The organism is Saccharopolyspora antiqui (assembly GCF_052246905.1).
Classification (GTDB): Bacteria; Actinomycetota; Actinomycetes; order Mycobacteriales; family Pseudonocardiaceae; genus Saccharopolyspora.
Genome location: NZ_JBQQBO010000032.1, coordinates 30776 through 55090, shown reverse-complemented (window position 1 = coordinate 55090; position 24315 = coordinate 30776). Strand labels below are relative to the sequence as shown.

General features: G+C 68.6%; 19 protein-coding genes and 1 pseudogene. 12 read left to right on the top strand and 8 right to left on the bottom strand.

The features are described 5' to 3' along the window. On the top strand, positions 1-2115 hold the full coding sequence (locus ACTWQN_RS33800) for an MGH1-like glycoside hydrolase domain-containing protein (protein WP_443207715.1): 2115 nt from the start codon (positions 1-3) through the stop codon (positions 2113-2115). A gap of 62 nt (positions 2116-2177) precedes the next feature. On the opposite strand, the gene ACTWQN_RS33795 is transcribed toward ACTWQN_RS33800, so the two are convergent. Further along, entirely contained in the window at positions 2178-3401 is a 1224-nt protein-coding gene (locus ACTWQN_RS33795; RefSeq protein WP_443207714.1) for an FAD-dependent monooxygenase, read from the bottom strand. A 120-nt stretch (positions 3402-3521) separates the two neighbouring features. Between ACTWQN_RS33795 and ACTWQN_RS33790 the strand changes: the two genes are divergently transcribed. Next, a complete protein-coding gene (locus ACTWQN_RS33790; protein ID WP_443207713.1) occupies positions 3522-4157 on the top strand; it encodes a TetR/AcrR family transcriptional regulator in 636 nt (211 codons plus the stop codon). A gap of 494 nt (positions 4158-4651) precedes the next feature. Here the strand turns inward: ACTWQN_RS33790 and ACTWQN_RS33785 are convergent, their stop codons facing one another. Both ACTWQN_RS33785 and ACTWQN_RS33780 read right to left on the bottom strand, forming a co-directional pair. Continuing rightward, positions 4652-5074, bottom strand: coding sequence for a cold-shock protein (locus ACTWQN_RS33785; RefSeq protein ID WP_443207712.1), 423 nt, complete (start codon positions 5072-5074; stop codon positions 4652-4654). Between the two features lie 450 nt (positions 5075-5524). Then, positions 5525-5740, bottom strand: a complete 216-nt coding sequence (locus tag ACTWQN_RS33780) for a hypothetical protein (RefSeq protein WP_443207711.1) — start codon at positions 5738-5740, stop codon at positions 5525-5527. An 805-nt stretch (positions 5741-6545) separates the two neighbouring features. Here ACTWQN_RS33780 and ACTWQN_RS33775 point away from each other — a divergent pair. The 4 genes and pseudogenes from ACTWQN_RS33775 (at position 6546) to ACTWQN_RS33760 (ending at position 10313) form a co-directional block, all read left to right on the top strand. After that, positions 6546-7454, top strand: a complete 909-nt coding sequence (locus ACTWQN_RS33775; protein WP_443207710.1) for an NmrA family NAD(P)-binding protein — start codon at positions 6546-6548, stop codon at positions 7452-7454. A gap of 175 nt (positions 7455-7629) precedes the next feature. Next, positions 7630-8025: pseudogene (locus ACTWQN_RS33770) on the top strand (ATP-dependent Clp protease proteolytic subunit); the annotation flags it as partial. A gap of 249 nt (positions 8026-8274) precedes the next feature. Beyond that, positions 8275-9744 (top strand): APC family permease, encoded by a 1470-nt coding sequence (locus ACTWQN_RS33765; protein WP_443207709.1) that lies wholly within the window; start codon positions 8275-8277, stop codon positions 9742-9744. Between the two features lie 122 nt (positions 9745-9866). After that, positions 9867-10313: a DoxX family protein gene (locus ACTWQN_RS33760; protein WP_443207708.1), complete on the top strand. Its 447-nt coding sequence runs from the start codon at positions 9867-9869 to the stop codon at positions 10311-10313. A 2-nt stretch (positions 10314-10315) separates the two neighbouring features. Here ACTWQN_RS33760 and ACTWQN_RS33755 read toward each other — a convergent pair whose 3' ends face one another. Together ACTWQN_RS33755 and ACTWQN_RS33750 are read right to left on the bottom strand one after the other, a co-directional pair. Further along, positions 10316-10708 carry a MerR family transcriptional regulator gene (locus ACTWQN_RS33755; protein ID WP_443207707.1) on the bottom strand — a complete coding sequence of 131 codons (393 nt, stop codon included), beginning with the start codon at positions 10706-10708 and terminating at the stop codon, positions 10316-10318. Between the two features lie 132 nt (positions 10709-10840). Beyond that, positions 10841-11461, bottom strand: coding sequence for an FGGY-family carbohydrate kinase (locus ACTWQN_RS33750; RefSeq protein ID WP_443207747.1), 621 nt, complete (start codon positions 11459-11461; stop codon positions 10841-10843). A gap of 50 nt (positions 11462-11511) precedes the next feature. Here ACTWQN_RS33750 and ACTWQN_RS33745 point away from each other — a divergent pair, with 50 nt between their 5' ends. Continuing rightward, positions 11512-12306, top strand: a complete 795-nt coding sequence (locus ACTWQN_RS33745) for an SDR family NAD(P)-dependent oxidoreductase (RefSeq protein WP_443207706.1) — start codon at positions 11512-11514, stop codon at positions 12304-12306. A gap of 128 nt (positions 12307-12434) precedes the next feature. Here ACTWQN_RS33745 and ACTWQN_RS33740 read toward each other — a convergent pair whose 3' ends face one another. Then, positions 12435-12833 (bottom strand): DNA glycosylase AlkZ-like family protein, encoded by a 399-nt coding sequence (locus tag ACTWQN_RS33740; RefSeq protein ID WP_443207705.1) that lies wholly within the window; start codon positions 12831-12833, stop codon positions 12435-12437. 135 nt (positions 12834-12968) lie between these two features. Continuing rightward, the gene (locus tag ACTWQN_RS33735; protein WP_443207704.1) at positions 12969-13937 is read right to left on the bottom strand and encodes a DivIVA domain-containing protein; all 969 of its coding nucleotides are present in this window, start codon (positions 13935-13937) and stop codon (positions 12969-12971) included. Positions 13938-14403: 466 nt separating this feature from the next. Between ACTWQN_RS33735 and ACTWQN_RS33730 the strand changes: the two genes are divergently transcribed. From ACTWQN_RS33730 to ACTWQN_RS33715, 4 genes are all read left to right on the top strand, one after another. Then, a complete protein-coding gene (locus ACTWQN_RS33730; protein ID WP_443207703.1) occupies positions 14404-15054 on the top strand; it encodes a hypothetical protein in 651 nt (216 codons plus the stop codon). Positions 15055-15065: 11 nt separating this feature from the next. Next, a complete protein-coding gene (locus ACTWQN_RS33725; RefSeq protein ID WP_443207702.1) occupies positions 15066-17039 on the top strand; it encodes a hypothetical protein in 1974 nt (657 codons plus the stop codon). Between the two features lie 55 nt (positions 17040-17094). Then, entirely contained in the window at positions 17095-19200 is a 2106-nt protein-coding gene (locus ACTWQN_RS33720) for a hypothetical protein (protein WP_443207701.1), read from the top strand. 222 nt (positions 19201-19422) lie between these two features. Then, positions 19423-21816 carry a serine/threonine-protein kinase gene (locus tag ACTWQN_RS33715; protein ID WP_443207700.1) on the top strand — a complete coding sequence of 798 codons (2394 nt, stop codon included), beginning with the start codon at positions 19423-19425 and terminating at the stop codon, positions 21814-21816. A gap of 24 nt (positions 21817-21840) precedes the next feature. Here ACTWQN_RS33715 and ACTWQN_RS33710 read toward each other — a convergent pair whose 3' ends face one another. Continuing rightward, the gene (locus tag ACTWQN_RS33710) at positions 21841-22632 is read right to left on the bottom strand and encodes an FHA domain-containing protein (protein ID WP_443207699.1); all 792 of its coding nucleotides are present in this window, start codon (positions 22630-22632) and stop codon (positions 21841-21843) included. Between the two features lie 158 nt (positions 22633-22790). Here ACTWQN_RS33710 and ACTWQN_RS33705 point away from each other — a divergent pair, with 158 nt between their 5' ends. Then, on the top strand, positions 22791-24284 hold the full coding sequence (locus ACTWQN_RS33705; RefSeq protein WP_443207698.1) for a hypothetical protein: 1494 nt from the start codon (positions 22791-22793) through the stop codon (positions 24282-24284). The last annotated feature ends 31 nt before the right edge of the window (positions 24285-24315 follow it).

The window sequence follows — 24315 nt, the reverse complement described above, 5'->3', positions numbered from 1 at the left end:
GTGGACTTCGTTTTCTCCCGACGAGCACTGCTGCGGTCCGCTGTCGCCGGGACCACCGCGCTCGCGGGCGAATTCGTCCCGGCTTCCTCGGGTTCCGAGGTCTCGGGGGTGCTCTCGGCCTGCTACCCGGAGGTCGGTCCCGGCACCGAATTCCTCAACCGCGCCGCGCTGCTGGGCGGTCTGCCGGAGCCTGGTTGGTTCGCCGCGAACATCCCGCTGGTCGACCTGCCGGAGCCGGAGATCCAGCAGGTCTACTACTACCGCTGGCGGGTGCACTACGAGGCGTTGAAGTACACCGGGGTCGACGAGGGGTGGATCGTCACCGAGTTCCTGGTTCCGGTCAGCTACGCCGCGCCGGGCGGTGCCATCGCGGCCGCCGCTGGACACCACATCACCGAGGGCCGCTGGCTGCGCGACCGCCGCTACCTCGACGACTACCTGCGGTATTGGCTGCGCGGCTCGGGCGCGGGCTACAAGGAGCCGTCGGTGGAGCTCAACCGCTACGCCACCGATTGGGCGCACCAGTACTCGTTCTGGGCGGCCGATGCCGTCTGGAAACGAGCTTCGGTCACCGGCGACTGGGCGGCCGCGCGCGATCTGCTGCCCGATCTCGTGCGGCAGTGGGAGCGCTGGGCGCCGCAGTACGACGCCGGGCTCGGGCTGTACTGGCAGAGCCCGGTGTGGGACGGGATGGAGTTCAGCGCCAGTTCGTACCAGAGCAGCGACCCGTTCCGAGGCGGGGAGGGCTTCCGGCCGACGGTGAACAGCTACCAGTACGCCGATGCCCGCCGGATCGCCGAGCTCGCCCGTTTCGCGGGCGACGAGGCATTGGCCGAGCGGTTCGACGCGCACGCCGACCGGCTCCGAGTGGCGCACGCGCAGCTCTGGGACGCCGGGGCCGAGTTCTTCAAGCACATGATGCGCGACGACAATCCTGCTCGGGCGCTGCTCGTCGACCGCGAACAGATCGGCTTCGTGCCGTGGATGTTCGGGCTGGCCGGGCCCGAGCACGCGGCCGCGTGGCGACAGCTGGGCGATCCGGAGGGTTTCGCCGCCGAGTTCGGCCCGACGACCGTGGAACGTCGCAGCCTGTGGTTCATGCACGACGCGCAGCAGGGCTGCTGCCGGTGGGACGGTCCGAGCTGGCCGTACGCCACCAGCCAAACGCTCACCGCGCTCGCCGACCTGCTGATCGACTATCCGCCGCAGCCGTACGTCGACGAGCAGGACTACCTCCGGTTGCTGCGCACCTACGCCCGCACCCAGCACCGCGACGGCCAGCCCTACATCGCCGAAGCGCACGACCCGGACGCACCGGTGTGGATCTACGACGCCAGGGGGCACAGCGAGGATTACAACCACTCCACGTTCGCCGACCTGGTGCTCTCCGGTCTGCTCGGGATCCGGCCGCAATCCGACGACACCCTCGTGCTGCACCCGCTGGCACCGCAGGACTGGAACTACTTCGCGGTCGAGAACCTGCCCTACCACGGCCACAACGTCACCGTGCTGTGGGACCGCGACGGCTCGCATTACGGCCACAGCGCGGGACTGTCGGTGTTCATCGACGGCGCCCTGGAACACCGCCAGGCCACGCTCACTCCGGTGACCGTCGAGGTGCCCGCCGCGCGGGTGCCCGAGCAGCGCGCCGAGGTCGACGTGGCCGCCAATCTCGATCCCGCCGCCGGGTATCCGACGGCGACCGCGTCCTACTCGGCCGAGGGATTCGGCCCGGCGAAGGCCATCGACGGGCAGAAGCACTTCCTCGACGTGCCCAGCACCCGGTGGAGCACGCTGGGCTCGCCGAACCCCGAGGACTGGCTGGCCATCGACTTCGGCGGGACCAGGACCCTCGACGAGGTGCGGGTGTTCTTCCACGGCGACGGAAGCACCCTCCAGGCACCGGCGAGCTGGTGGGTCGAGCACCTCGACAGCACCGGCCGGTGGCGGCCGATACCGGACCAGCGGATCGAGCCCGCTCGCGCCGTGGCCAACGATCTCAACATCGCCACCTTCCCCACCATCGCGGTCCGCGAGCTGCGACTCGTCATTTCCCCTCAACCCCAGGCGAATATCGCCATCGCCGCAGTGCAGTGCTGGACAAAATCCACATAGGACTATCTGCTGATCATAGTGACCGAACCGGCGACCACCGCGGTCCGCCAGGCGCCGGTCGCTCAGCGAGCGCTCAGCGGGTGGGTCCTCAGCAGGTGGCGGTAATCGGGCAGCTCGATGCCGTTGATCACCTGCATCATCTTGCGCATGAACGACGCCTTGCCGGGGAGGTGGGGCAGAACTCGCGCGAACTGGTACTGCGCCCAGACCCCGAGGCGGCTGCGCGGGGCGAAGCGCTTCGCGTTGTCCACGCCCATCTGCTGGTTCGCGGCCACGTAGTCGCGCAGCTTCCGCTCGTACTCGCCGAAGGCGGTCGCGTGGTCGCCGTCGGCCGCGGCCAACTCCCCGGCCAGCACGTAGGCACCGATGATCGCCAACGTGGTGCCTTGGCCGGAAATCGGCGAAGCGCAGAACGCGGCATCGCCGAGCAGCGCCACCCGACCCGCCGACCAGGACGGCATGTGCACCTGGCTGCACGAATCGAAGTAGAAGTCCGGCGCGTCGTCCAGCTGGCCCAGCAGCCACGGCACTTCCCACGCCATGTGCCGCATGTTCTTGCGCAGCAACGACTTCTGACCCGCGACGTCGCGGTAGTCGTAGTCGGAGCGGTCGCCGGGGATGCTCAGCAGCGCCATCGCCGCGCGGTTGTCCCGGATGCTGCGGATCACGGCCGTGTAGTTCGGTTCGGCGTAGCCCGCCATCCAGTGATCGAGTTCGAGGCGGTTGGGCACGGTGAAGAACCCCAGCAGGTAGCCGAGGTCGCGCAGGTACCTCGACTCAGGCCCGAACACCAGCGCCCGAAGCCCCGAGTGCAACCCGTCCGCACCGATCACCACGTCGAATTCCTCCGTCGCCCCGCTGGCGAATTCGGCCACCACCCCGTCGTCGCGCTGCTGGATGCCGGTGATCGTGTCGCCGAACCGGTACTCGACGTCGTGCCTGGTCGCCTCGTAGAGCACCGCGGCGAGATCGCCGCGCAGGATCTCGATCTCGGCGATCAAGCCGTCGCCGTCGAACATGTCGGCACGCATCTGCGCGCGTTCCCGATTGTTCTTATCCACATAGGACATTCCTCTGGTGTCGGTGCAGGCGGCACGAACCGCCGCGTCGAGACCCATCCGGCGCACCACCTCCTTGCCGACGCCGCGAAGGTCCACCGCCTGGCCGCCGGGACGCAGCCCGGGCGCTCGCTCCACCACGGTCACCGCGAAGCCGTAGCGGTGCAGCCAGTGCGCCAGCGCCGGACCGGCGATGCTCGCCCCAGAGATCAACATGCGCTTGGTCATCGTCCACCTTTCCGCCAGAGCACCGAAAGATCGGGCTCACCCCAGGGAGGACACGACCGTACAATGGTCTAAGACATTTGTGCAAGACGTTTGTTTCAGGGCTGCGATACGCTGTCCGCCATGGGCAACCGGGAAGATCTGCTGGCCGCCGCGCTGGAGTGCCTGCGCACCAAGGGCTATGCACGCACCACAGCACGCGACATCACCGAAATCGCTGGTACCAGCCTCGCGGCGATCGGCTACCACTACGGCGGCACACGGCAGCTGCTCAACCAGGCGGTGTTCACCGCGATCGAGCAGTGGGGCGACCAAATGCAGGCGAGGCTGCGCGCCGAAGCCACCCCGGGGCAGACCTACCTGGAGCGCTTCGCCGACGTCTGGCGCCGCACCATCGAGGCGGTGACCACCGATCGCGCCCCCTGGACGGCGTCGATGGACATGATGACCCAGGTCGACCACGTGCCCGAGATCCGGGAAATGCTGAGCTGGGGAATACGCGGCGCACGCACGGGCAATGTCGCCATGTTCGAGAACGTCGACGAGGCCACCGTCGACGACGAACAGGCCAGGACCACCGGGGCGCTCTACTACGCCATGCTGGTCGGCGTGGTGGTCCAGTGGCTGATCGACCCGGACCACGCCCCCAGCCCCGAAGACCTCGTCACCGGCCTCCGCTCGATCATCGACCAGGCCACCGAAGTCCCAACCGCCACCGGAAATCCAACGTCCGAAGTGGACTCGACCACGAAGTCCTAGCAGTCCGGTGGAGATGTGCGGCCAGGGTCAGGATCGGCCAGGGTCAGGATGTGGAGTGCTGAGCCCCCGGAAGAGCCGTCCTGCCCCGGCACGACGAGCCGAAGGGATTCGAGGCGAAAGCTCGGCTGTAGGAAGAACACGGATTCGACCGCCCCAACGGTGTTCGCAATCCACATCGGCAACGCGCTTTCCATGGCACAATTCTCACGAGGACCCGACAAATTCGCACACCGAAGAAAATCGGCACAATTCCTTGCGGAATTATCAGAAGACGCATTCCCACTCGCCGGATGAATTTCAGGCAGCGGCGAATTCTCCCATCCGGGCGACGCGCATCGAAGCGCGTCGACGGTCACAAATGCATCCCGTGAACGCGGCCAAGCGGGCTCCTCGCATGGCGGCATCCGGCCGGGCTGCCGAGCATCCCGGCCGGATGCCGATGCAGTGCACTCGGCGTGCCGATTACCTCGGCACCGCTGCCGAACCGGCCAGCATCAGGCGTCCACCCAACCGTGGCGTTGCGCGAACGCCACGAGTTGCTTGCGCACCTGCACGATCTGACCGCCCGTCATGCTGGGCACCGCGTCGATCAGCACGTCCGTGATCTTCTGCGCGAACTCGCTCGCCGGGAGCACGTCGCACAGCTCCTCGTCGTCACGCCTGCCTTCCGCACCCGCCGCAGGCACCGACTTGATCGGTGTTTCAGCAGTCGCTTCGAGCAGGTGCACGACCATGGCCTTCGAGCCCTGGTTGCCGGGCATCGCCTCGAACTCCACCCGCATGCCGCCTCGGACGATCTGCTTCACCGAGTCATCCAGAATGGACGCGTGCAGAAAAACGTCCTCGCCGCCGTCGTCGGGCGTGATGAAGCCATAACCCCTGCTGCTGTCAAATCGAACAATCGTACCCGTATCCACCGCTTCAGCCCCTCAAACCCGCTAGTGCAAATTCCCTCAGCTTCAACAACTGCATCCGCAGCATAGCAGCTCCCATCGGTTGAATAGAAGCGAAGCGGTTGCCGGGTACTGCTCCCGAAATTCGATAAGCGCCGCCGATGTTTCGTCGCACCGGCGGGCGAACACCGGCCGCCCGGAAATCAGGCCTACCGCCGCTGGTCGGCCTCCCCAGCACCGGCGGTGTAGCGGCACTTGACCGAGCGCCGCCACCAGCGGGGCTGATTCCGCTCGCCACCGGACGACCGCGGTGCCGAGCACCTGGCGAGCGCGCATGCCGAAATGGTCGGCGAAATTGGACTTACCGCTCGTACACCCGCCGCAGCCCTTGTTTCTTCGACAGGCTCGTGCGAGGCGGCTTGGAATGCGCGGTCGTGAAATCTTCGTCGACAGCTGCCGCCACTGCGGAATCGATCACGAATCGCTTGCCGCATTGACAGCCGCGACGGGCTCCTCGCCAACTGGGACCAACTGGACATCGTTTTCCCGACCACGCTCGGTGAGCTCAGCCACAAAACACGGCGGCTCGGACATCTGCCAGTCAATGCCCGCCGGATCGGTCAGTTCTTCGACCATCGCGTCGTAGATCGGCACCCGTCCGTCGACGCCACGCGGTTTCTTCGCCACCACTGCCGCCCTCCACACTCGACAGACACCGCTGCACAAAACACCACGACAAGTCCTGGTCAGCCGCAGCCACTTCGCGATTCGAGCCTGTCGCCAGCCCGTGCGGATCGGTGTCGCACCGCACGGAGCTCACGCGCCCAGCAGTCAACAGGGTCGACCAAGATCTCGCACGTCACGCAAAACGTAAGTCACTCGATCGAGCGACTTACGAGAAGGGCCGCGGCGACTTCGCGGGCAGCACGACAAAGGTGCAATTCAATCCGTTCGACAATGTCGAACGGGCACCATTGGCGACTGGAAAACCATTTCTTAGACTCGCGGCACGAGCTTGGCCAACGACGCTTCGGCATCGAACACCGGCCGCACCTGCGGTCGAGGTCCAGCTCTCGCGGAGGGAACGAGGATGGTCGAAGCAATCGAAAGGATCGGCCAAGAGATGTCGAGGACTTTGTTCATGGTCATTTACCGGCGAGCCGCAGCACCGGCGGCCACCGCTTTCGCGGGCAGAAATGCTCAGCCGATCCCGGAGAGCGCCAGGGGTGTTCGGATCTCGGCCGAGGCCTAGCCGCCGCCCCTGCCCGCACTGCGGCGCGCAGCGACCCGGTGCCCGAACCGCGCCGGGGAGCGCGATTCCGGCCACGATGCGGGCCCATCGCGCGGCACGCGCCGGTCGGCGCAGCCGCCTTGAGCCCGGCACGCGCGAGTGCGCACCCGACGCCTCCCGGGGCGAGCGAAGAGGTAGTCTCGCAGTGAGTCTAGTTATGCAACTCAGGTGAACACGCCGCCGAGTCGAGGTAAGGAGAATCCGATGGCCGACAGCGATCCCATCCTCATCACCGGAGGCGTCGGCGGGGTGAGCCGCACCGTCATCGGACTGCTGCGCGAACACGATCGCCCGGTGCGCGCGATGGTGCGCCGCGACGACGAGCGCGCGGATGCGCTGCGCGACATGGGGGTGCAGGTGGTCGTGGGCGACCTCACCCATCCCGCCGAGGTGGCCGCCGCGCTCGACGGCGTGCGGCGGATGTTCTTCAACATGGCGGTGTCGCCGGACTACCTGGAGGCAACCGCGATCGTCGCGACGGTGGCCCGCGCGGTCGGCTCGCTGGACGCGCTGATCAGCATGTCGCAGATGACGGTGTCGCAGATGACCGCGACCAGCACCGCGGAATCCCACCAGCAGCGGCTGCACTGGCTGTCCGAGCAGGTGCTGAACTACTCCGGGCTCCCGGTGGTCCACATCCGGCCCACCATCTTCCTGGACAACCCGCTGTTCACCACGCTCGCGGCGCGATCCATCGCCGACAGCGGAACCATCCGGCTGCCGTTCGGCGCCGGTCGCACCTCACCGGTCGCGGCCCGCGATGTGGCCCGCGTCGTGGCGACCGTGCTGCAGGACCCGAAGCCGCACCTCGGGCACGTCTACCAGCTGACCGGGCCCCGCAGCCAGGACATGACCGGCGTCGCCGCGGAATACTCGCGCGCACTGGGCGTACCGGTGTCCTATGTGGATGTTCCGTTCGAGGAGTGGTCCGAGGAGGTCCTCGCGCCAGCGGGTTTCTCGCCGCACCTCGAAGAGCACATCGCCACCATGACGCGGCTGCACCGGGAGAACCGCTACGACCGATCCACCCGCGACATTGAGCTGGTCACCGGGAAGCCCGCGCAGTCCGTCGAGGAGTTCGTCACCGAACGCGCCGCGCTGTTCAGGTCCTAGGCGCCGGGCCGCCCCCGGCCCGTTCGCGTCCGTCACCGTCCACTGTGGCGTGTCTGGTCAAGAGCACGTTCGGCGCGGCCGATTCGGTTGGCTAGCAGCGAAATCAGCTGTCAGGGAAAGCGGGCTTGCGCAGCAGACCGGCGCGGCCCGTTGCCGTTAGTGTCGCTCGCGGCGATCGTTCACCGCCATGATGGCGATCTACGACACCGTGCAGCACGTGCATTCGGACGTGCGCACCTACTGCCTGGGCCAGGCGGCGATGGCCGCCGCGGTGATCCTGGCCGCCGGTACGCCGGGCAAGCGGGTGGCCTCGCCCAACTCGCGCGTGCTGATCCACCAGCCTTCCGCGCAGGTCCGCAACGGCCCGATCTCCGACCTGGAAATCGAATCCCGCGAACTCCAGCGGATGCGCGAAAGGCTGGAGCACACGCTCACCGCGCACACGAACCGGTCCGCCGCGCAGGTCAGCAGGGACACCGAGCGGAACAAGATCCGCACCGCCGAGCAGGCCGAGGAGTACGGGTTCATCGACGAGATCGTGCCCTCCCGCAAGCTGTCGGAGCTGCCGTAGACCACCGCCGGTGGGTCCGCTCGACGCGTGGTCTCCCGCTGCCCCATTGGTCTCATCCGACACCGCGACGATCGGCGACCGCTGGTTCGGATCGCCGGGCCCGCAGGACTGAGGGACGATTTCGGCATCCGTTTCGGGGGTCATCCGGCTGTCCGAACTGCTCGTGGACGTGGGTGAGAGCGCATTCGAACTCGCGACTCCTCCGAGCGCGGTCCGCCGGACCCGAACCTGACCGAACCGGGGGCCGACATGTCCACTTCGGACCACGCAACGAGCAGTGACGACGTTCGGCTGGGCGAACTCGGCTACACCTCCGAGTTCCGCCGGGAGATGAGCCTGTGGGCCAACTTCTCAATCGGATTCACCTACCTGTCACCGGTGGTGAGCACCTACACGCTGTTCGGTGTCGCCCTGGCCACCGGCGGGCCGCCGATGATCTGGAGCTTCCTGCTCGCCGGAGCCGGGCAGTTCCTGGTCGCCCTGGTCTTCGGTGAGATCGTCGCGCAATACCCGCTGGCTGGCGGGATCTACCCGTGGGCACGGCGGCTGTGGGGCAAGCGCTGGGCGTGGATGTCCGGCTGGGTCTACCTCATGGCGCTGCTGGTGACGATCACCAGCGTCGCCTACGGCGCCGGACCCTACATCGCGTTGCTGTTCGGCTTCCAGCCCACCGTCGTCAACAACGTGCTGTGCACGATCGCGCTGATCGTCGTCGCCACCCTGATCAACTACGGCGGCACGAAGGTGCTTTCGATGGCGGCCATCATCGGCTTCACCGCCGAACTGCTGGGCGCGCTGTTCGTGGGCATCTGGCTGCTGACCACCCACCGCTACCACGGCCTCGGGGTGCTCTTCGACGACTTCGGCACCGCCGGGACCGGGTCCTACCTGCCGGTCTTCCTGGCGGCCGGGATCATCGGCTTCTACCAGTACTACGGCTTCGAGGCGTGCGGCGACACCGCCGAGGAGGTGCCCCATCCCGGTCGCAACGTGCCGAAGGCGATGCGGCGCACCATCTACATCGGCGGTGCCGCGGCCACGTTCGCGTGCCTGACGCTGCTGCTGGCGGTGCCGGACTACCACAAGGTCATCTCCGGTGAGGACCCCGATCCACTGATCCACGTGCTCAACAGCGCGTTCGGCGCTCCGGGCGCGCGGGTCGTGATGGCCGTGGTGCTGATCTCGTTCCTGTCCTGCACGATCAGCCTGCAGGCGGCGGCCGGTCGGCTGACCTACTCCTACGCCCGCGACGAGATGATCATCGGCTTCCGGCTGCTGCGCCGCTTCTCCCACGCCCGGCACGTGCCGCCGTACGCGCTGCTGCTGGCCGGGGTGGTGCCCGTGCTGATCGCGGTGGGCTCGCTGGTGTCCACCGACGCGCTGACCAAGATCGTCTCGTTCGCGATCCTGGGGATCTACCTGGCGTTCCAGATGGTCGTGCTCGCCGCGCTGCGCGCCCGGCTGAAGGGTTGGCGGCCGACCGGCGAGTTCACCCTCGGCCGGTGGGCGCTGCCGGTCAACGTCCTGGCGCTGGCCTACGGCGTCGGCGCGATGGTGAACATCGCGTGGCCGCGAACGCCGGAAGCCGCCTGGTACGACAACTACATCGTGCTGCTTTCCGGCGGCATCGTCGTCGCGGCGGGCGTGGTGTACATGTTCACCACGCACCACTACGGCCGCAGCAACGCCCCGGCTGGAGACGCCGTACCACTGCCCTGACTCGAACCCGCCGAACGGGACGTTTTGCCCTAGCTCCGATCCGGATCGGGTTGAGAGCTTCGCGGTGCGGACCGGTGACACCAACCGGATGTTCGCGTCGGCGATGTTGGGGGCGACCGGCCATGATGCGGATCCCTGCCGATCAGCTGGGCGGAATCGCGCTGTCCGCGGTGCGGATCGTCGTGTCGTTCCTGTTCGTGCTGCACGGCGCGGCGACCCTGTTCGGCGTGCTCGGCGGCGCGTTCGGCCAGCAGGGCGCGGCGGCGCCGATCGGGCTGTGGCCGTCCTGGTGGGCGGGGCTGATCCAGTTCGTCGGCGGCGGTCTGGTGCTGCTCGGCCTGTTCACCAGACCAGCCGCGCTGCTGTGCTCGGGCACCATGGCGTACGCGTACTTCAGCGTGCACCAGCCGCGCGGGCTCTTGCCGATGCAGAACGGTGGGGTTCCGGCCGCGCTCTACTCCTGGATCTTCCTGCTGATCGCGGTGCTGGGTGCCGGTCCGTTCGCGCTCGATGCGCTGTTCCACCGGCTCCGACAGCCTCCCGACCGCACCGAAGCCCGCGAGCGCTGAGGTCAGGACGCCGCCGGTGCAGCCGCGGTGCCCGAGCGCTTGTCGAGCACCGCGTCGAGGTAGTCGGCGATGGCATCCCTGTTGCGGGTGAGGAACTGGATGCGTTCGGTCATCCGATCGCGTTCGTGCTCCAGGGTGGCGATCATCTCCGGTGTCGCGTCGGTGAAGTGGATGATTCGGGGTTTGTCGAGGCAGGGCAGGATCTGCTTGATGAGCCGGGTGGGCAGCCCGGCATCGAGCAGCCCCCTGATCTGCATGACGCGGTCCACGTTGTACTCGTCGTACTCGCGGTAGCCGTTCGGCGATCGGCCGGGCAGGATCAGGCCCTGCTCTTCGTAGTAGTGCAGCAGTCGGCGGGACGTGCCGGTGCGCTCCGACAGCTCTCCGATACGCATAGCTCGACCTCACCCGTTGAACCTTCACAGCCATGTGATGGTTCGAGCATACCCGCCGCGCGACCACCCGCAGCTCCCCGGTGAGCCCCGGGGATATCGCACCGTGTCCACAGTGGAACGTCGCTGTCCTGGTCAGCGGGTGTTGCGCCGCGGGTTCTCCCGGTCGCGGGCCCGGTCGACGGCCCGAAGCCACCCCGCGTACATCGCATCCCGCTGCTCCTGGGGCATCTCCGGTGCGAAAGTGCGTGCCACGCGGTACTTCTCGGCGAGCTCGGCCCGATCGCGCCAGTACCCCACGGCGAGGCCAGCCAGGAAAGCCGCGCCACGAGCGGTGGATTCCACCACGTCCGGGCGCACCACCCGCACGTCGAGCAGGTCGGACTGCAACTGCATCAGGAAGTTGTTGCGCGCCGCGCCACCGTCGGCCCGGATTTCCCTGGCGGACAGCTGCGAATCGTCTTCCATCAGCGTGACGACGTCCCGGATCTGGTAGCAGATCGACTCAAGGGCGGCTCGGATGACGTGGTTGCGGTTGGCGCCGCGGGTGAGTCCCACGATCGCCCCGCGGGCGTAGGGGTCCCAGTACGGCGCCGCGAGGCCGACGAACGCCGGGACGAAGTAGACGCCACCCGTGTCGGGAACCCGGCGGGCGGCGTACTCGGTGTCCTCGCGGCCGGGATCCAGCACTCGCGCACCTGAGGCGCACGGCCTTTCGAAGACCGCCGCGGCCCCGATGCCGCGACCCGGCAACACCAGCGGCAAGACCCTATTCTTGCCACCACCACTAGGAAAGGTTCGAACAGATGCAGTTGGCTTTCACCGGTAAGACCGCCCTGGTCACCGGATCCACGCAGGGCATCGGAGCGGCCATCGCCGCCTCGCTGGCCCGCTCCGGCGCGCGAGTGGCGATCAACGGCCGCAAGGCCGAAACCGTGGAGGCGGCTGTGCGCGGGCTTCGCGAAGAAGTGCCCGGCGCCGAGGTGGTCGCAGCCGCCGCCGATGTCGCGACCGAGCAGGGCGCCGCCGAACTCGCCGAAGCCCTGCCCGAGGTCGACGTGCTCATCAACAACCTCGGCATCTTCGGTGCCCAACCCGCCCTCGACATCACCGACGACGAATGGCGGCGGTACTTCGAGGTCAACGTGCTCGCGGCGATCCGCCTCACCCGCGCCTACCTGCCCGGGATGGTCGAGCGGGGTTGGGGCCGCATCCAGTACATCGCCAGCGATTCGGCGATCGTGATCCCGGCTGAGATGATCCACTACGGCATGTCCAAGACCGCGCTGCTGGGCGTTTCCCGGGGATTCGCCAAGGAAGCCGCCGGAACCGGCGTCACCGTCAACTCCGTCATCGCCGGGCCCACCCACACCGGCGGCGTGGAGAGCTTCGTCTACGAGCTGGTCGATAAGGATCTGCCGTGGGAGGAGGCGCAGCGTGCCTTCATGCGCCAGTTCCGGCCGCAATCGCTGCTGCAGCGCCTGATCGAGCCGGAGGAGATCGCCAACATGGTCGTCTACCTCAGCTCCGAGCAGGCCTCGGCCACCACCGGCGCAGCGGTCCGAGTCGACGGGGGCTACGTCGACTCCATCCTGCCCTGACCCACCGCTGCTCTTCGACGGCGTGTCATCCGGCCCGTCGGTGCCGGATGACGGGCCGTCGGCCATGACCAGGCACCCGGCGTGCGGCGGTGGCGATTATCGCCCGCCTTGCCCGCAGCGACAGGCCCTCAGGTCCGGGGCGCGGTTACGCCACCCGCGCCGTCAACTTGGCGTATCCGCCTGCTCGGGCGAGGTGCGCCGCCTCCGCTTCGAGCGCTGAGGCTGTTGCGGGACAACCACGCGTCGAAGGTCTCGGGGGTCGCTGGACCGTAGGCGCCCAGGTAGGCCGCGATGGCCACCGGTGCGGCCTCGTCCGGTTCCGGAATCCCCCGCCAGGTGGGGAAAAACCCGGCCGGACTGGTGAAAGTGGTTTTGCCGCCCTGATTCGGTCCGTGGCACAGCACCCCCTGCCACGCCAGCGGTTTGAGCGGCGTGCCCCACCCCGAGCTCAGCTGCTCGGCCATCCCCTTGAACCGCTTGTCGGCGAGCAGGCTCGTGACGAGCTCTTCGCGGGTGAGCAAATTCACCCAACACCGACGAACCTAGCCCCACGACGATCTGCCGCGCACCACACGATCAGGTCGAGGTGAAGGGCACCTTTTACCAAGTAAGTTGGCGAAAGGTGCCCTTCACCTGTCCCCCGATCGGCGCGCCTCGGGTGGTTAGTGGAGTTCGGGGGTGGCTTGTCGGGTGTTGGCGGCGAGGTGTTCTTCGATCAGGTCCAGCAGGGAATCGACTTCGTCCTGGTCGTAGCCGCCGTCGGATTCAGGAAGTTCGCGGAAGGCGACGGTCTGCACGTCCTGCGACGTCAACGTGTCGTCGCCGCGCAGCGTCGCCGCGACGCGGTCCAGGAAGTCGTCGACCTCGTCCTCGTCGTAGCCGGACTCACCCGGAGTTGAGCTGCTCAGCACGAGGTTGCCGATCACCTCCGGGGTCAGTTGCGGGGCCTGGGCGCGCGAGGGTCGCCGGAAGGCTCGGGCGATCGGCATGCGTCGCGCCGGGCCGAGCCGCTTGCGGGGCGCCAGGTGCTTGATGCTGGTGGCGACCATGACGAGGAAGGCGACGACGCTGGCCTCCTGGTAGCCCGGCTGTCCCGGTCCGGGCGGGTTGAACCGGGCGCTCAGCACGTCCTGCGCGGTCAGCGTGTCCTCACCGCGCAGCGTCGCCTCGACGCGGTCCACGAACGCGTCGACCTCGGCCTTGTCCAGGGCGGGCTGCTGCGATGCGCCGCCAAGAACCTCGACGTGCCCCGGCGGGACCAGCTCAACCACCGGTTCGATCGGCTCGGGCGGCCGGGACACCACCCGCTCCCGCCGGACCGGCTCGGCGCGGGCCGGTCTCCTCCCCCGCCGGTCGTCGCCGGACTCCCGGACCTCGCGCTTCATCAGGGTCAGCGCCACCTTGTCCAGGAACGCGTCGACCTGCGTCTTCTTGTAGGCGTGTCCGCCCGGCTTGCGCGGGCTGAACTCGACCGTCAGCACCTCGTGCGCGGTCACCACCTGGCGCCCGGACAACGTGGCCGCGACGCGATCGAGGAAGTGGTCCACCTCGGCTTCGTCATAGCCGCGGTGGCGTCGCCGCGTCCTGGCGAACACGACGTTGTGCACATCGTCGGGGGTGAGCATCCGCATGCCTCCAGCCAAGTGCGCCTGCTTCGGACGCATACCCGGCGCACGCCGCCGGACCCCGACTCGCCCGTTGTGCACGGATCAGCTTGCCCAAGCTCCCCCGCCAGATCAAGCCTCACCTACGTTGGAACCTCGCAAACGGTGGATTGGCAAATCCTGATCGGCATCGGTTCCAGGTGAATGGGATGTTGTTGGGGACGCTTGCGCAATCCTGGCGGGCACCGATAGCATGCGGTGCGCATCACGACTTTCCGTAGTCGTACTTCGGCCAACCGGTTGCCGTTGTGACCTGTGACTGGGCCGATCGGGTAGCGGATTTCGGTGCGGTTCAATGTCTTGCACCAAATGGTTCGGAGAATGACACGTTCATTTATCCTGCGTGACATTTCGATTATTACCTCGGGCCGCACGCTGAACTATCGTGCAAAACGTTAGCGGTGACATTGCAGACGAAGAGTTTGACGCGCCGGTGACGAGCAGGGAGCAGGACGCGGTACGCATCCTGCTGTTGATCGATGGTGCGGCTGAGCCGCTTCCTGCCCCGATCACCGAGGACCCGACCTTGGCCGATGCCGTCGGTGTCGTGGCCGGGCAACTGCGACTGCAGAAGTTGGATTTCTGGTTGCGCAGCCCGGATTTCCTGGCCGACGAACTGCTCAACGATTACGAGCTCAGTTGTGAGGCGAGGCTGCTCGACCTGGCCGGGCAGATCCTGGATTCCGAAGAGCCCGAAGTCCGCCGATACCCGATGTTGCGCCATCACTTCGGCGCCTACGAACCGCTCGACGACGCGCTGGCGGTGCTGCGCAGCGCCGGACTGATCGTGCGGCGCCGCCGAGGGCGGCTCGGGCACACGATGCGGCACGACTACTACCTGCTCGCGCGTGGTCGCGAGGTCGCCCGAACGGTCATCGCCCAGGCCCCGGCGTTCCGCTACTACGTCGATCGGGTGCAGCTGGTGCTCGACCTGGCCGATGGGCGGGGCGGGAACCAGTTGAAGAACCGCCAGTACCTGCAGATCGAATACGCGACCGCGGCGCGCGGGACGCGGATCGCGAGCATCACCGACCGCGCTCGGCGGCGTCTCGCCAAGCTTCGGGCCACGGTCAAGGCCGCCTAGGAGGCCGGCGCATGAGCGGCGTGGACTTTCCCAACTCCGAACACCCCACCTCGCTCGTGGCACGAATCGCCGCAGCGGCGGAGATTTCCGAGGACGCGGTTGTCGCCGTCTTCGCCGCGCACGGCATTCCGCTGGTCCAGCCCCCGGTGCGGCGCCGGGTGCGGGTGCATCGCCTCCGGCTGCGCGGCGTGCGCGCCGGGGCCGACCCCGAAGGCTCCTTCGACCGAACTTTCCACATCGACACCGATTTCACGGTCCTCGTCGCGGCCAGCTTTCGCGGCAAGACCAGCGTGCTGGAGATCATCACCTGGTGCCTGCGCGGATCGCCGAGCGGCTTGCGGACGGATGTCCGGCGGTGGCTGTCGGAGGTCGAATTGGACGTCACCATCGGTGGACAGGCGGTCGGTTTCCGGCTTTCGCTGGACCGGGGCCGCCTGGTCAGCGGCATGGTGCTGGCGGCTGCGGATTTCGCGCAGCTCGCCGCAGCGGACGGCCACCGGGTTTCGGTCCTGCTGCGGGCCAGCGACGAGGACGACTTCGCCGCGCAGGTCGCGGACTTCATGCTCGACCGCCTCGACCTGCAGCCGTTGCCGGGCGAAGACCACCAGACAACTGCCCGCACGCGCGGCTGGCCCGCCTACTACTCCGCGATGTACCTGCCGTCGGGGCCGGACAAACCGCTGCTGGGCGATCAACCGATGGCCGGTCTGGCCGGGCGGCTGTTGCAGGTTTTCCTGGAACGTCCGACCACGGCGGTGCTCGCGCGGGTCAAGGCCACGCGCGATCTGCTGCGCGCCGAGATCGCGCAGCGGCACGCGCAGACCACCCGAGTTGTCGAGCAGCGCAGCGCCGATCGGGCCCGGGCCCAACAGGCACTGGCGGCGGCCGAGGCGGAACTCGATCGGCTCCGCCACGAAGCCCCCGGCCGATCCCTGACCGAGCTGGCGGCGGCCGCCGCGCGACTGGCGGGGCAGGTGGCCGATGCGCAAGAGGAGTGGAGCCGCCTCAACCGGGCCTACCGCATGGCGCGCCAGCAACGCCAGACCGACGAGAAGATCCTCAACGACACCAAGGAGAAGGGCGTTGCCCGACTGCTCTTCCACGGGCTGGAACCCAATGCCTGCCCGCGCTGCGACGCGCCGATCACCGAAGAGCGGCTGCGGGCCGAACGCGAAGGCAACCACTGCGCGGTGTGCACGACCGAGATCGTCGTCGAATCCGCCGGAGGCAGGGACGTCGAGGCCGTGGTGCAAGCCCGGTTGGCGGCCAGCCGGGCGGCCGAAGAACTGGCGCTGGCGGACCTGGAAGCCGCCGAAACGGCACTCTCCCGGCTGACCGCCGAACTGGCCGAGGCGCAGCAGCAGTTGCGCACGGCCGACACCGTCGAGGTGGTTCGCGAGCGGATGGCCGCCGAGCTGGAGGTGGCGCGGCGTCGCGGCGCGGTGGAGATGCTCGGCGAACCGATCATCGGTGCGGTGGCGCCGGAATCCGTCGCGCTGAAGGTCGTGGAGGCGGCGGATTCGCTGCTGAGCCAGGAGAGCCAGGCCACGGCGGCGGATCTGTTCAGCGCGTTGAACGCGGAGATCGCCGATCTCGGGAGGCGGTTCGGCATCAGTGCGCTGGAGCAGGTCGAGGTGAACCGAGCCGCTGAGCTGACGGTGCGCAAGAAGGGCGGGAGTCCGTCGGTTTTCGAGCAGCAGAGCGCGGGCGAGCAGTTGCGGCTGCGGATCGCCGTGGTGATCGCGTTGCTGCGGGTGGGAGCTCGTCTCGGGATCTCGACGCACCCCGGCCTGGTGCTCATCGACAGCCCCAAAGCCGACGAGGTGGCCGATTTCGATGCTGCCGTGGTGTTCACCGAATTGGCTCGGCTCGCCGCGACCGAACAGGTCCAGGTCGTGATCACCACCGAGGACCTGGCAGCGACCAAGGCGGTGCTGCCCGCCGCGTCGGTGGTGGAAGCCGAGGACGGAGCACCGTTGTGGTGACCGTCCCGCACCCCGCCGCCGCGGTCCGAGATCGCACTCCGGGATGGAGCCGGTCATGACCGATCTCGCCGATCAGCTCGCCGCGGCAGCCGCCCACGGGCCGACGGGTCCGCTCGCGCGATTGGCGGACGAATCGGTGCTCGCCGACATCGCCGAGGTCGCGGCCGGTCCGCTGGCGCCGGTGCTGGCGCAGGCGTTGACCGACGCCGCGGGCCGCGGTGCCGCCGGGTGGCGGATGGCGCTCGCCGAGTTCATCGGCGGCCTGACCGCGCAGCAGAGCCTGCTCGCACTGGCCAGCAGCGTGGACGAGCTGCTGGCCAGCCCCGCCGCGGTCGGGGCGCACGCGGCTCGCCTGCACGATGTGCTGCTGCGCGATCTCGCCCCGCTGATCGAGTCCAACCCGTCGGTGGCGGCGGGTCGGCTCGAAGGCGCCGTCCGCCTCGCGGTTGCCGACGCCGTCGCGCCGTTCACGGTTCTCGGCCAGCTCACCACCCTCGCGCAGCACACCGCCGAGGAGTTCACCGAGCAGCTCCCCCGACTCGTCGGTGCCGCGATGGACCGCTGGGCGAGCGAGGCCACCGTCATCGTCCCGCTCCGCGACACCCTGGATCGGCTCTGCCACGCCGAAGCGGCGAGCGTCGACGCGGCGTTCGAGCTCGCGTGCCACCACCTGAGATCGGCGCTTACGGCGACGACCATGCCAGCGGTCGTCGACTCGCTCACCGCCGCGCGATCCCGCTTCGCCACCGTGGACGCCGCCGAGGAGGCGCGCCACGACGCGAAGGCCTATGCCGCGGCCTGCGATGCGATTCTCGCGTTCGCCGCGCAGGACCAGGCGCGCCTCGCCGATGCCGCCGACCGGCTCACCACGGCGCTGGACCAGCGCTCGGCGTGGTTGAGCGGCCTGCACCAGCCGTCGTGGCTGCGGCCCCGGCGGGCCGCGGAACTTGCCTGGCGACGGCTGGTGCTGCTGCTGCAGGCGGCGTCCATCCGCATCTCGGAGACGATCTGGATGGACGTCTGGGAAGCGCTCGGCGCCGTTCTGGAGGCCTACACGCAGGCTCGAACCTCGCAGCCGCTGCCCGGTGTGCGGGCGACGCCCGGGCTCGCGGTCGTGGTCGAACCCACCATCGAGAACGCGATACTGCGCCAGCAGAGCCTGCTCGCCGCGCTGCGCCGATCGGTCACCGAAGCGTCCAAAATGGACACCCCGCCGCTCGATGCGAGCACGGCGGAACTCCTGCTCACCCGGATCGAGGCAGCAGCCGCGAACCACCGCGACAGCCGCACCCAGCGATTGCGCGGCACCCCCGGCGAGGACGACGACGAAGACCCCCACCAACCGGACGTCCGGCGGCTGCACCGGCTGGCCCCCGCGCTGGTGCGCACCTTCGGCGAGCGCCAAGCCGCGAACCTCACCGCGGGCATCAGCGATGACGACCTGAACGTCCTCGACGGCGTCGTCTACCACAGCGATCTGGCCCGCTCCCGCACGGCGCACCCGGTGCTCGATCCGCTGCTGGACGGCCTGCTCGGCCAGCTGGCCGAGTCTCCGCAGTTCACCAGCCAGGTCCGGGCGACCTTCGGCCTGCTGCTGGAGCAGACGCTGCGGTTCCTGTTCAGCCGCGCGGACCTCACCACCAAGACGTGGGGACTGCACCGGCAGAAGGACCACGACTACCGCCGCCTGCTGAAGAAGGGCGAGCGCCGCCCGCTCGAAGAAGATCTGCAGCAGGACTACTACCAGTGGCTGGCGACCGGACAGCTCGGTGGCCTGGTCACCGTGGAGGCGACCGACATCGCCATGGGACGCGCGGACGTCATCACGACCTTCGGGGCGATCCGCTACGTGACCGAGATCAAGCGCGAGCTGACCAACGTGTCGCGGGCGAACCTGGCTGCCAAGTACCTGCGCCAAGCCGCCGAGTACGGCGGCACCAACGTGCCCTTCGGCCAACTCCTGGTGCTGGACCTGACGCCGCATCCGGAAGGCACACCGCGCATCGACGAATCGGTGTGGCTGACCCACCACCGCCCGCCCGGCGCCACCACCGATCGCGCGGTGATCGTCGGAGTCGTCGCCGGAAACCGCCCCACCCCGCACGACCTGTCCAAGCGGAGCCCGACCAGGCGGACCACCCCGCGACCGACCAGCAGCTGAGCACCGCAGGCGGCCGTCCGTCGGATCGGCGATCCGGCGCACCGCCGGAGGCTCCGGAGCTGCTACGACGATGAATTGCGGCCGCAATCAGCTGTTTCTGGCGGGGTTGCCGCTCGCCGCGACCCGCTGTTTGGTTTCATGCTTGTGGGCCGAGATCAAGACCGGCCCCGGCCGTCTCCGACACCGTGCACCACGAGTTCGCCGGACACCAGGAGCTCTGCATTGGAAGGCAACACCGACCCAGCGTTCCCACCTCAGCACGAGGTGGCGGATCTGCTGCCGGAGTACGAGTTAGCTCCGCGGCCGCTGAGCCAGACCAACATGAGCCAGGTGTACCCGGCCGTCGAACCCCGGCTGTACAACCGCCGGGTCGCGGTGAAGGTGATGGACCGCAACCTCGCTGGCGACACCAGGTTCCGCGAGCGGTTCCGCCGCGAAGTCCGGGTGCTGTCGACCCTGTCGCATCCCAACATCGTCGAGGTCTACACCGCCTCCGCCGCGGATGCGGACCTGCTCTACCTGGTCATGCCGTTCGCCGAGCACGACCTGCGCAGGCTGCTGGCGGACGGCCCGCTCGACCTCGCCACGACCGTGCACGTCATCGGACAGGTCGCGGCGGCCCTGGATTACGCGCTGGAGCACGGTGTCGTGCACCGGGACGTCAAGCCGGGCAACATCCTGCTCACCGGCACGGCGCGACACGTGTACCTCTGCGACTTCGGCATCGCCAAGGAGATCTCCGGCGAGAACCTCACCAGGGCGGGCGAGTTCTACGGCACCGCGCACTACGCGCCACCGGAACGCCTCGGCGCGGACGAGAGCGACGATCCGGAGCTCGACCGGCGCGGCGAGGTCTATTCGCTCGGCGCGCTGCTCTACCACTGCCTGACCGGTCGGCGGCCGTTCGACTACGCCGACATGAACGCGGTGCTGGCGGCGCAGCAGAAGGGCGAGCTGCCGAGGGTCAGCGAGCTGCGCGCCGGGCTGCCGGAATTGCTCGACCACGTGGTGCGCACCGCACTGGACCCCAAACCCACCAAGCGCTACCGCAGCTGCACGGAGTTGGCCGAGGCACTGGCAGCGGCGGCGGCTTCCGCGGGGGCAGCGCCGGGCACCCGGCACGGGTGGATCGAGCGGGCCCGGCAGCGGCTCGACCGGCTTTGGCGGACGAAACGACGGCTGGTCGTCTCGGGCGCCGCGGCGGCCCTGGTGATCATCCTGACCGCCGTCGTCGTACCGCAGCTCGGCGGCGGTGTTGGCGACGAACCCGGCGAGGACGTGCTGGCGCGCATCCCCGCGCGACTGCGCGCGGACTGCCAAATCGCCGATCCGGCAACGGGTTCACCGGCGGCAACCGAGGTGGTGTCCTGTTCGGACGGAAGCCAGCAGGTGACGTTCAGCCTGTTCGACGAACTGCCCGCCATGGACGAGGCCTACACCGAAGCGCTCGGTCAAGCCGAGGTCTCGCGCGGCAGCGGCGACTGCACCGTGGCGGCCGGGGCGGAACACCGCTATCCGGGCGCGGGCCCGGCGATCGGCCGGGTGCTCTGCTTCTCGCGCGATGGCAGCACTTCGGTGGTGTGGACGGACAACGCCGCGCGCACCATGGCGCGGTCCAGCCGACGGGACATCGACGACGTGGGCCTGGCGGGCTCGTGGGCGACGTGGGTGGGGCTGCCGAGCTTCCCCACCGCCGACGAAAAAGCGCTGATCGACCTGGTGGGGCTGGAGAACTGCCGTCGGGCGCCCAGCGGCGGCCTTGAGACGTTCCGAAACGTGCTGGCGGCGATCGACTGCCCGTCGCCGGACGACGGCGCCAACACGATCTCCTACTACCGCTTCGCCGATCTCGACGGCCTCCAGCACACCTACAACAGCCACGTCAACGAGGTCGGCGCGCCGTCGGAGGTCTACTGCGGCGACGGCACAGCGCGCGGTTTCCTCGGCAACAACCGGCTGGATCTGCGCAGCATCGAAATCGGCGGCCTGCTGTGCTACCAGGGGCAGCAGGACACGCCGGTCATCGAGTGGACCATCGAGCCGCTGCTGCTGATGACGCGCGGCACCGGCGCGGAGCCCGAGGCGCTGGCCAGCTGGTGGCGCCAGTACTACGGTTTCGAGCCGTTCGCGGGGCAGGTCATCGAAGCGATCAACGCCAATGCCGAACCGGCTTTCCCCACCCCGCAGGAAAAAGCACTGCTGGACCGCATCCCCGCACCGTCCAGGGTGGACTGCATGCGCCCACCGCGCCAGCAGGTCGAGCAGAACGTCCAGGACGAGCCCGTCGCGGCGGTCGTGTGCGGGCCGACTCGGGGCGCGGGCATCGTGTTCTACTACCAGTTGTCCGACACCGCGTCGATGAACAGCGGCTACGACTGGAACACCGACATCAGCGGACCGGACTGCACCGCCGGGGCGCCCGACTTCCGCGGCAACGCGCCCTATTCGCGGGGCGGCGCGACCGGGCGGCTGGCGTGCGCGACGAACAGCACCGGCAGCCCGTTCCTGATCTGGACCGACGACCAGCACAACATCCTGGCCTTCGCCTTCAAGGGCAGTGATGCGCCGCTGCTGATCGACTGGTGGCAATCCGAAGCCGGACCTGTGCCGGGGTAGCCCGTCCCGGCTGGTGCTGGGGCACTACTCGGTTTCGCCGAGCAGGTCCAGATCCGACGGGGTCAGCGTGGCGTTGCGCAGCAGCACCTGGATCAGCTTGTGGTTCAACGTGTTGCCCAGCGGCTCGGGCAGGTCCTCGCGCGTGATGGCGAGCTGGCGACGTACCGGGGCGACCGTGTTGGCCACCGTCTTCTCGGTCCACGTCTTGCCGCCGGGCAGCTGGTTCAGGGTGTCGGCCACCTCCTTCCAGGTGGCGGGCTGCGCATGCCGCTGGCCGTGCAGATATCGCTTCGCGAGCGCGGTCAGCACCAGTCGCTGCTCATGGGTGAGCTTGTTGGTCGGCGGGATCTCCGTCGAACTGTCCGGCCCGACGGCGGAATCGATGCGCCTCGCGCTGATCACGCGAACTTCCAGCAGGTGCGTCCGGTTGGCCGGGTCACCGATGAACAGCGGGAGGTAGCCGTCGGGCACCGGCATCTCCTGGCCGGAGAGCAGCAGCGCGTCGCCGGGCAACTGGATCGGTAGCTTGCCAACGTTGCGCATCCACCACTCGGTGCCGTCGCACACCAGCACACCCTGGCGCCGACTGATGCGGGAATCGTCGACCCCGATCGGCACGTGCACGTTCGGCGTGCCGCGCCCGAACAGCAACTCGAACCGCCGCGGCGGCACAGCGTAGCCGCCTTCGTCGGCCAGCACGAAGATGGTGCCCGGCGGCGCGGGCGCCATCGGTTCTTCTCCCGGCGGGGCCTTGGGAACCCCGGCGGCGAGGCCGCGCACCCAAGTCGGCAGCACCTGCGGGACGAACTTCTTCACCGCCACCTCGCGTTCCCTCCTGCCAAGGCGAAACTGCCGCCTATTATGCGGCGCTGCTCGCTCCGTCCGAACGCACCCGCCGCCGGGTGGGGAGGGGTCCCGAGCCGGTTGCGCGATGATCGGTACCTGACAGCGGTATCCGCGCGGCTGGAGGCACCATGAGCGGAAAGCGGAGCGTCTCGGTCGTGTGGTGGGTGGTGCTCGTCGCCGCGCTGCTCGGGCTGTGGATCTGGCTCGCGCCGTACTTCTGGACGAATGTCCTGTGGGGCCTGCGATCCGCGCTGTTCGTGCTGGTCCCGGTCGTGGTGCTGACCGTCGTGGTGCTCGGTCTGGCGGCGCTCGACGAGGAACGCGGCTTGGAGGGCGCCGGGTGCCTGGCCGCGTTGGTCGGCATCGCTGGAATCATCGCGGCCGGGTTCTGGGTGTTCGGCTACCACAGCTACGCGCAGGCCCGGGACTACGCCGGTTCGGTGGCCGTGGTCGACGGCCGGGTGCCGGAGCTGGGACAGCGGGCGCCGTTCCAGGTGGCGCAGGCGCAGGCGCGGCCGAACCTCGGCGACGCGCCCGGCGATCTCGTCAACGGCACCTACCAGCCGCAGCACGACGAGTTCACCAGCCTCGTCGAACGGCGCGGCTGGTTCTCCGGCTACCAGGTCGCGTTGACCCAGAACATCCCGCTCACCGGCCGAGGCACCGGCCGGACCTGTGAATTCTCCGCCGAAGCCGACCGCCGCATCGGCGGCTGGTGGACGCACAACCTGGGGCGGCTGATCGGGTCGCAGCAGCGCGGAGTGCTCTACGACGCCGACGACGTGTACGGCTACTGCGACGGCGACACGCCGAAGGTCGTGGTGCCGCTGCTGCGCCAGGTCGGCTGGCTGGTGGTCACCGAACGCCCGGCCGGGGTCGCCGTCTACAACGGGAAGACCGGCGCGATCACCTTCCAGGACACCGCAAAGGGTCTGCCCGGAAACTCCTACCCGAAAAGCCTCGCCGCGGTCCAACGCGAATCGACCCACACGTTGGGCGGCTTCTGGGACTGGGTGTGGCACCGCGCGGGCTGGGACGCCGACGACGACGAGACCAACTCCGGCAACAACACCGAGTTCGCACTGCCCACCAAGGACAACCGCACCGTCTACGCCACCCTGCTCACCGGGCGCGGCTCGGCGACCGCGATCAGCGCGCTGTCCACCGTCACCACCGAAGCCCAGGGCCACGAACTCGCCCCGCTGAGCGTGCACCGGCTCAACCCGAGCTGGGTGTCGCCGGGGGCCATCGAATCGCGCATCAAAGCCGACTACCAGGACCTGCCGAACTGGCAGAACTACAAGGTCTTGGAGGTTTCCCCGACATCCGGGGAGAACTGGGTGGCCTCCATCGGCAACGACCAGAACCTGCTGTACCGGGTGCAGGGCACCGGGAACCTGCAGGGCGAGAAGCCAACCTGCCTGTACCGAGCGGACAACTCGCTGATCCGCTGCGGATCGGTGGCCGACCAGAACGGCAACGGCGTGGGCACCCAGTACGGAACCGGCCAGCCCGAGGCCGGTATTCCGACCGACCTCGGCCAACTCACGGACCCCCAACTCGCCGACCTCCAACGCCGAATCAGCGAAGAGATCACCCGCCGCCTAACCGGAACCGGCTGATCCAGCGACCACCCTCCGATTCTGTTCTCGG